Annotated in this window: 6 protein-coding genes; 3 read left to right on the forward strand and 3 right to left on the reverse strand. The window is 70.2% G+C overall.

Annotation, left to right across the window (positions count from 1 at the left end; genetic code table 11):
• From TSO221_RS36240 to TSO221_RS35845, 3 genes are all read left to right on the forward strand, one after another.
• Positions 1–241 (forward strand): hypothetical protein (locus TSO221_RS36240; protein WP_211099147.1); only part of this gene is annotated, 241 nt, incomplete at its 5' end.
• 8 nt (positions 242–249) lie between these two features.
• Positions 250–753 carry a hypothetical protein gene (locus tag TSO221_RS34310; RefSeq protein ID WP_158284308.1) on the forward strand — a complete coding sequence of 168 codons (504 nt, stop codon included), beginning with the start codon at positions 250–252 and terminating at the stop codon, positions 751–753.
• Positions 754–795: 42 nt separating this feature from the next.
• Complete coding sequence (locus TSO221_RS35845; RefSeq protein ID WP_158284309.1) at positions 796–963, forward strand: hypothetical protein; 168 nt, start codon at positions 796–798, stop codon at positions 961–963.
• Here TSO221_RS35845 and TSO221_RS34315 read toward each other — a convergent pair.
• The 3 genes from TSO221_RS34315 to TSO221_RS36190 form a co-directional block, all read right to left on the reverse strand.
• Complete coding sequence (locus TSO221_RS34315; protein ID WP_109122935.1) at positions 956–1,480, reverse strand: methyltransferase domain-containing protein; 525 nt, start codon at positions 1,478–1,480, stop codon at positions 956–958. The two genes, TSO221_RS35845 and TSO221_RS34315, sit on opposite strands and share 8 nt — an antisense overlap.
• A 280-nt stretch (positions 1,481–1,760) precedes the next feature.
• Positions 1,761–1,997 (reverse strand): hypothetical protein, encoded by a 237-nt coding sequence (locus TSO221_RS34320; protein WP_348770306.1) that lies wholly within the window; start codon positions 1,995–1,997, stop codon positions 1,761–1,763.
• 441 nt (positions 1,998–2,438) lie between these two features.
• Entirely contained in the window at positions 2,439–6,572 is a 4,134-nt protein-coding gene (locus TSO221_RS36190; protein ID WP_199229758.1) for a filamentous hemagglutinin N-terminal domain-containing protein, read from the reverse strand.
• Positions 6,573–6,994: the final 422 nt, after the last annotated feature.

Below are 6,994 nucleotides of genomic sequence, written 5' to 3' on the forward strand. Positions count from 1 at the left end.
CCGGATCAAGCGGCAATCCGGATTTCCGGATCTGCCCTTTTCCGGACGGAGTGACCGTCCGCTTTGCGCCGATAGTGTTGAAAAACTCCCTGGTGAGTGCTTCGCAGCCGATTCCACGCAACAATGCGTCGCTCTGCCAGCCCCCGAAGCGATATCACTGTCCGATATGGTCATGACAAGACAGAAAATTTCTCGCCCCGCCGGGCCGGGGAGTTTTTCAACACTATCCGCCACAAGCTGACCGACGCCGTGGTCTGCCCCGAGGGCGGGGCATTCGCCGCAGAGGCGCCGCTGCGCCTGCCGCGCGGCTTCCACTGCTACCGCCCACCCCTCGATGCGCCGGACACCGTGCCCCCACCGCGCCAGCGCAACGGCTTCGTCACCTTCGGCGCCTTCCACGGCGTCGCCAAGATCAACCCGGCAGTGGTAGCCGCCTGGGCCGCGGTGCTGCGCCGGATGCCGGGATCGCGGTTGCGGCTGAAGGCGACGCAGTTCGCCGACGCCGTGGTGCGCGACCGCTACCGGGCCATGCTCGCCGTCGTCGGCATCGACGCCGACCGGCTGGACCTGCGCCCGCGCACCGCGACGACCGCCGAGCACCTGGCGGAGTACAACGCCGTGGACGTGGCGCTCGACGCCTTTCCCCACAACGGCACGACGACGACCTGCGAGGCGCTGTGGATGGGCGTGCCGGTGGTGACGCTGTTCGGCGACCGCCCGGCGGCGCGCATGTCGGCCAGCCTGCTGACCTAACTCGGCCTCAAGGATCTGGTTGCCGGCGACCTCGACGGCTACGTGCGGACGGCCTGCGGGCTGGCCGGACGGCCCGACCTGCCGCAACTCCCCGCAGGCATACGGGGGCGGTTCGCCACGTCGTCGCTGGGCGACGCCGCGTCGTTCACCCGCGACCTGGAGCAGGCGTTGCGCGGGGCGTGGGTGCGCTGGTGCGCCGACGTTACTTGAACGCCTCGACGTTCAGGCTGGTCAATTCGCCTAGGCGGCGCTCGGAACTGCAGTCGTCGAACAGCCCGAACTCCGCCACCCGTCGCACCCCGGAGAAACCGGCGACACTGAGGAAATGGAGGAGCGTTTCCCACGTCATCCCCACCTTGTGGAAGTCGTGCTCGTCCGTCTGTCCGCCGAAGGTGTAGAGGGCCAGGAAGAACTTCTGCTCCTTCGAGAGGTGAGGCGACAGGTAATGCCGGCAGGTGACCTCGAAGTCCGGGACGCTGAGGCGCAGCACCCCGCCCGGCTTGAGAACCCGGTGCGCCTCCCTCAGCGCCTGGGGCAACTCATGGCGGAAGCCGAGATGCTCGTAGATGTGCGACGCGTAGATCTCGTCGACGCTGGCGTCGGCGAAGCCGGTCAAGGACACGCAGTCGCCGACGAAATCCACCCCCGGACCGGGAGTGATGTCGAGAATAGTCCAGCCGGGCTTAACCTGTTTGCCGCCGATGTGCAGACGGAGTCCGCCGGGCATTCGTTACCTTTGTCTTATAGAGTGGAGACACGGGAAGGGCTGCACGGGCAGCATACCCGCCGACTCGCCACAATTCACGACAAGACGTCTCCAATGTGACTCCTGACCCAAAACTCGTCCACTCGGAACGAGAATGCCGGGTAGGGATCGGGTCATCATCAGGCACTGCTTCAGCCGATCCGCAGCCGACTCCGTTAATGGGGGCGGCGCTAAGCAATCCTTCACGTCTATCGGCTCCGTCCGCCTATTAGAGTTTGGCGGCCACGTCCCAGCCTGTCCGTCAAGCTGACTTTATGATGGCATTCCGGACAAACTGATTGCCGGACGGGTTTCCGGACGTGATCGCCAATGACGGGTTTTGGTCGATCGCCGCCATGCCGGTGGTCCCGGGATCGCCGAGCCACGTCACCTGCACCGGCGCCGGCTTGCGCGCGAACACCGCGAGGTGGTTCATCATGGTGTGGCCGCCGAGATCGACCAGGATGTCGATGCCGTCCGCCCGGATCTGCCGCGCCACCGCGTCGGACCCGAGGCCGCGGATGTCGCGCCACCGGTCGGCGAGGCCCCTGAGCCGCCCAGACCACCGTCACGCGGGTGATGTCGTTGAGCGGGTCGAAGGTGACCGGCTTGCCCAGGAAGGGGGCGATGCGGGCACGGAACTCCGGGTCGTCGAGCACGTCGCCCCGCCCGCTGTCGACGCCGGCCGCCGCCGTGCCCTGCCGGCGCAGCTGATCGGCCGCGCCGAGGAACAGCAGGCCCTTCAGCTCGGGCACCAGCACGGCGGTGCCGCCGGGCGTGGGGGCGGGCGCCGGCGGGACCGGCAGGGCGCCGGCCGGCGGGTTGGCCGGCGGCTCCTCGGGCGCGATGCGCTCGAAGTCCTGCGCCATGGCGGCGGCGGTCAAGGCGGACAGGACGGCGCCGCACAGGCCCGCCCGGGTCAGCAGGGACGCGAAAGTCATCACTGGGCGTCCTGCCGGCGCTTGCCGGTTCCCTGCCCGTCGCCGTTCCCGGCGGTGAGGGTGGCGCTGGGCTTCTCGTCGGCGGTGAAGGTGGTGAAGCTGGAAGCCGAGGCCAGGGAGCGGCCGCCGGCCCCCTCGCCCTGGGCGGAGGCGCCACCGCCACCGCCTTCCCCGGCGCCGTTGGCCCCGGCGGTGCCGGAGGGCGGGATGGACGCGGTGCCGCCGGACGGCGCGGTCGGCGCGCCGCCGCCGTTGCTCGTGGCGTGGTCGGCGCGCTGGCTGTAGACGACGTTGAAGCCGCCGGCGCTGACCGAGGTCTCGAGGACGGTGTTCGACGACGCGCCGTTGGACGCCCCGGTGGACGACGGGGTGTTGCCGCCCGCGGGCGGGGCGTTGACCTGGATGGTGACGATCGGCCCGCCGCTGCCCGCGGCCGGGCCCGTCCCGACCGAGGAGGTCACGCCGGAGGCCGACGCGCCGGGCGTCGTCGGCGGTGCCGGCGGCGGGGCGACGGCCGGGCTGCCGGTGAGCCCGGTGTTGGTCCCCATGGTCTGGGTCGTCGTGGTGCCCGCCGTGGTCGTCCCGCCGATCACCGGCGGCGTCGGAACCAGAACCTGCGAAGGCTGCTGGGGAGCCACGGGGGGAGCCACCGGTGTCGGTGTAGGCGTCGGTGTAGGTATGGGCGTCGGCGTCGGAGTGGGCGTCGGAGTGGGCGTCGGAGTGGGCGTCGGTGTCGGGGTGGGCGTCGGAGTAGGCGTCGGTGTCGGGGTGGGCGTCGGAGTGGGCGTCGGCGTCGGAGTAGGCGTCGGCGTCGGCGTCACCGGCGGCGTGGGCGTGATGACAGCCCCGTCGGCATAGATGATGCGGTCGCCGGTCTCGGTCACCGAGGACGGCGGGTAGTCCGCGTAGGTCTTGCCGTCGATCCGGGCGGGGGTCAGGTCGCCGAGCGTCGTGGTGGCGCTGTCGGCGGAGTAGATCAGGTAGCGCCCCGACGACAGGCTGAAGACGTCCGCCCCGACGTTGTTGGTGAAGACGCCGTTGGCCGCCCCCACCACCAGCGGCGTCCCGGCGCCCGAGGTGGTGAGCGTGCCGTTCAGGATCACGTCGCTGCCGGCCGTCGGCCCCAGGTTCAGCGCGCTGATCGAGCCGGCGAGGATGCCGGTCAGCGTCATCGCGCCCGATTCCCGGTTGGTCTTGCCGGCGCCGTCGGCGATGCGCAGCGTCACGCTGCCGGTGCCGGCGTTGATGACGGAACGGCCGACCATGGTGATGACGGCGGCGCCGGGGTCGCGCTGGGCATCGATCACGCCGTTGGCGAGCGCCTCGTTGGCGATCAGCGTCAGGTCCCCGTCGTCGGTGGTGATCCAGCCGCCGAACAGGATCGAGCGGCCGGCCTGCAGCGTCAGCGCGCCGCCGTTGCCGTTCGGGTTGTTCACGGTGATGGTGCCGTCCAGCGTGATGTCGTTGCTGGCCTGCAGGGTGACCGCGGTGCCCCTGTTCAGCGTGGCCGCCAGATAGGACGGGGACAGGCCGACGTCCTGGCCGGCCTCCAGGGCGAAGGTGAACGCCGACGGATCGGTGATCCCGACGACGATTTTGCCGCCCACCTCCGGCGTGGCGACGATGTGCCCGGCGTAGGTGAGGTACAGGCCGAGACGTTCGCTCGCCGCGGTGCCGACGAGGGCGTTGGCGGGACTGACGGCGCCGACGGTGCCGCCCGTGCCGCTGCCCAAGGCCACCATGCCCGCCGAGCCGTTCCAGTAAACGCTTCCCACGACGTAGTTGCCGTTGGAGAGCGGGGTCACGACGCTGCCCACCCGATCATTGGTGCTGGTGCCGACGAGGCTGTTGGTGGCGGAGACGGCGCCGACGATCCCGGTGGTGCCGTTGCCCCAGGTCACCGCCCCCGCCCCGGCCGTCGTGCCGTTGGCCCAGTAGGGGCTCGTCACGACGTAGTGGCCGTTGCTCAGTTCCGTCACGCGCCCGCCGCCCACATTGTCGCCGGGCGCGGTGCCGACGAGGCTGTTGGTGGCGGAGATGACGCCGACGAGCCCTGTGGTGCCGTTGACCCAGGTGACGGCGCCGGCGGAGGTCAAGTCGGTTCCGGTCAGGTGGTACGGGCTGAGGACGACGTAGTTGCCGTTGCGCAGAGCCGTCACGCCGCCGTCGCCCACCCGGTCGAGGGCCTGGGCGCCGACGAGGCTGTTGGTGGCGGAGACGACGCCGGCGAGCCCCGTGGTGCCGTTGATCCAGGTCACGGCCCCCGCCTGGGACGCGGTGCCGTTGCTCCATTCCCGGCTCACCACGACGTAGTTGCCGTTGCTCAGGACCGTGATGCCGCTCGCGCCCACCCTGTCGTTGTCGTGGCTGCCGATCACGGTCGAGATCAGCGCGCCGGTGTTCCCGTTGAACAGGTGGACGGCACCGGCGACGTTGCCCCCGGTGTTGTCCTGGTCACTGACCACCAGTACGGTGCCGTTGCCCGAGACCATGGAGGTACCGAAGCCGTTGTAGGTGCTCGGCGTCGGGTCGATCAGTTGGAACTGCGGGTAGGTCGCCGCATCCGAGATGGTGATGTTCTTGGGGTCGAGCAGCAGCGTGGCCGCGTCCACCGTGCCGGCGTAGAGCAGCGAGTCCTTCGACGACACCTCGACGAGGCCGCCCCTCTCCGGCGCGCTCCCGCGCGCCGAGATGGTGCCGGCGAACTCGGTCCGCGCGTCCGACCAGACGATCACCCGGCCGCCGTCGCCGCCGTCCGTCGCGTCGGCCTTCAGCGTCGCCGCCAGGGTGACCAGCGTGGTGCGGGCGCGCGGCGCGTCGCCCCGGCCCTGGTAGTCGCCGCCGATGCGGATGGCGCCGCCGTCGGTGCGCCCCGAGGTGTCGATCTGCGCCGCGACCAGCCTGACCGCGTCGGCGAACAGGTCGACCGAGCCGCCCAGAGCGTCGCCCGTCGCCTCGAACCGGCCCGACGAGAACAGCGTGCCCGCCTCCCCCGTCACCGTCACCGACACCGTGCCGCCGTCTCCGCCCGTGCCTTTTGCCGTGGTCGCGGCCTTGACCGTGTCGACGTAGCGCTTGCCGGCCTTGACCGTGACCCGGCCGCCCTTGCCGGCCGTGCCGTCCGCCGACACGCGGCCCTGGTTGACCACCCGGTCGGCCGTCACCGTCACCGTGCCGCCCTTGGTGCCGGAGGCGGACAGCGTGCCGGTGTGCGTCGCCATGCCCTGCTCGGCGCTGACCGCGACGGCGCCGCCGGAGCCGTCGGCGTTGCGCGCCTCCACCGTCCCCTCGATGACGACGTGCCCGCCGGCCCCGTCCTTCGGTGCGGCGGTCAGCCACACCTTGCCCTCGCGCGTCGCCGAGCCGGTGGCGCGAACCACGCCGCCGGTGTTGCCGGCCAGTGCGTAGACGTTGCCGCCCGCCGCCTTCAGTTCCGCCTGCGCGGCCTCGACCAGCCCGGAATTCTCGACCTTGCCGCCGGCGTTGCCGACCCGCACGAAGACGCGCTCGCTGTCCGCCCCGGCATCCTTCAGCAGTACCTCGGTGCCCGACGCCAGCGCGGCCGTGCCGTTCGGCGCCTTGATCTCGCCCGCGTTGACCACCTCGTGGGCGATCAGCACGACGTCGCCGCCGGTCGAGGAGATCTTGCCGAGGTTCTTGACCGTGCCCTGACCCTCGCCCTTGAACAGCAGCGTGCCGCCGGCCATGAAGTGCTCGTTGAGCACGTCGCGGGTCGAGGCGACGAAGCTGCCGCCGGTCACCACCACGCCGGACTCGCCGACCACCACGCCCTGCGGGTTGACGAGGTAGAGCGTGCCGGTCGCCTTCAGCGTCCCCATGATCTCGCTGAGATTGCCGCCGGTCACCCGGTTCAGCGTGGCGCCCGAGCCGTTGTTGACCTGGACGGTGCCCCCCTTGCCGATGGAGAAGTCCTGCCAGGTGACGACGCCGCGCGCCGTCGTCTGGGTGACGGTCGTCGTCGCTCCCGACTGCGCGATGCTGCCGGCTCCCGCCACGAACTGCCCGCCGGTCGGCAGCACCGGCTGGCCGGCCAGGGCACTGCAGGAGGCCAGCGAGCCGACGATGGCGGTGGACGACAGCAGGGCGATGCGGGTGGAGCGGTCGAACAGCATGGACGTGCGGCTGCCTTTCCGGAGCGGCCACCTGCGTGCACGGAAGCCGCCGAAGCGTCGGGGAATAGTTTGGATTTGCTTTAAACCGGCAATGTCTCGGGCCTGTGAACAGGATGTGGACAGCCGTTCACAAAGCCACATTTGTCACCCAGGTAAACCAAGCTGTAGTTTTATTAATTTTACATTGAACAATCTCTGGTTATGATCAGCGCCGCGGATCCCGTATCCGTTATCGTGACGGCTCACGCGGTCGGGAGGCGGCCGCGCCATGCCTCCGAGATGCCGCACGCATTCTTCGCGACAGTGTGGCAACGTACGCCGCGACGATGGGGAGCGGCGATGAGCCTCCTCCGAATCGGTGGACACCTTTGCCAAGCTCCCGTTGGGAGCGGAGAGGTGGAAGATGACAACACGGCGCATCT

It is taken from the genome of Azospirillum sp. TSO22-1 (assembly GCF_003116015.1).
Classification (GTDB): domain Bacteria; phylum Pseudomonadota; class Alphaproteobacteria; order Azospirillales; family Azospirillaceae; genus Azospirillum.